The following is a 1,790-nucleotide window of genomic DNA, read 5'->3' on the forward strand; positions in this document are numbered from 1 at the left end:
GTACCGTTCAAAATACCCGTGACGTTCAATGAGTCGCCATCGACATCGCTGTCATTGGCCAACACGCCGTCTTCTGCACTGACCGTTAAGGTCGCGTCTTCATTCACCTCGCCCACATCGGCGGTTAACTGAGGCGCATCGTTGGTGCCTGTCACGGTAATGGTTAAGGTATTGGTTTGGTTGACCGTGCCATCGCTTGCGGTGTAGCTGAACACCACGTCCGCGGTCGCTCCTGTGGCCAACGCTTGAGAATCGCTGCCGTCCGCCACAAAGCTATAGCTGCCATCGGCACGAATGGTCAATGTGCCGTAATCATTGCTGATCAACGTATCGCCACTCTCTGCCACTGCGGTCGCGGTGCCCGTGGTACCGTTCAAAATACCCGTGACGTTCAATGAGTCGCCATCGACATCGGAGTCATTGGATAGTAAACCGTTACCAGCACCAACGGTTAAAGTTGCGTCTTCACCAACCTCGCCGGTATCGACATTGAGTTCGGGCGCGTCGTTTACAGGTGTGATATTTAATGTCACTGTCGCTTGGTCTTCGCCACCATTTCCATCAGTGACTGTATATTGGAATGTTGCCTCACCGTTGTAGTCTTGATCTGGTGTGAATGTGATCGTTTCGTTTACATAGTCAACCGATAATGTGCCATTGACCTCAGACGTTATTGAACCAACAACAATTGAAAGAACATCACCATCGATATCAGTATCATTCGCTAACAACTCTGCGAATGGGATCGTAATAGGCTCATCTTCACGCGTAACGAGCTCAGGTTGGTTGATCCCCGTTACAATAACGTTGTCAATCAAAGCCCCAAGACTATCTGAAGCACCATCTCCTGCAAATGCTAACTCCGTACTATCAGCTTGCACCTCCAGCTCGGCGGTAACACGGTACCAACCATTAGCATCTGGTAGGCTTATTTGAATATCAAGTCCATTAGCACCGGAAAGGGTCCCATCCGCATGTACCGTGACCGAGGTGTCACCGATTTTAAAGACCATATCAGAAGACGAGTTACCATCTTGGCGAGGGTTATAGTCAAATTCAACCCGAATACTATCTTGACCTGAAGTGTCTATAATCGTTGAAATTTCAGTGTTTTTGTGAGCGTCGAGTTCAGCAAGATAGTCACCATGAGTTGCATCAGCAATTAGACCATCACGCTGAACCTCTAGCCCGTTGGTCGCATTCCAGTCGCCAAGATCATCACCAGTCACAACTGTCCATCTGCCAGTGTTTATCATTTGTTCAAATGACTCGGAGAAAAGTAACGTCTCGCTACTTTCGTTGTAACTATCATCAGTTGCTTTTGGTCCATCATTTGTGCCAGTGACCGTAATAGTTAAGGTCGCAGTATCCATCCCCCCCTTACCATCACTTATCGTATAAGTGAACGTTTCAGACACCTGCTCACCAGCTTTTAAGCTATCCGCATTATCAGCAACGTAGTTGTAACTACCGTCTTCGTTAACAATCAGAGTGCCAAAGCTACCGGTTAATCCAGATCCTACAGTTCCAGCTGTGCTATTTGATGCATTTTCAGCACCTGTCCGAATACCAATGACTTCGAGGTTATCGCCATCAATATCGCTATCATTTTTCAGTAACCCTATTGATGCATCTACTGCTAAAGTCGCATCCTCGTTAATAGACCCACTGTCATTGCGAGCGATTGGCCTGTCGTTAGTACCGGTGACAGTAATAGTCGCGGTCGATGTGATCGGCTCGCCACTTTCATCGCTCATCGTGTACGTCACCACGACTTGCTCTGTTACACC

At 48.0% G+C, this 1,790-nt stretch carries 1 protein-coding gene; it reads right to left on the bottom strand.

All coding sequences use genetic code 11. From position 1 onward, the window contains the following. Nucleotides 1-1,757, bottom strand: a 1,757-nt coding sequence (locus AB4161_RS22535) for a tandem-95 repeat protein (protein ID WP_372084363.1), incomplete at its 3' end; no start/stop codon positions are given. Nucleotides 1,758-1,790 lie beyond the last annotated feature (33 nt).

Origin of the sequence: Vibrio sp. 10N.286.51.E5 (assembly GCF_041469125.1) — a bacterium.
Lineage (GTDB): Bacteria > Pseudomonadota > Gammaproteobacteria > Enterobacterales > Vibrionaceae > Vibrio > Vibrio crassostreae_C.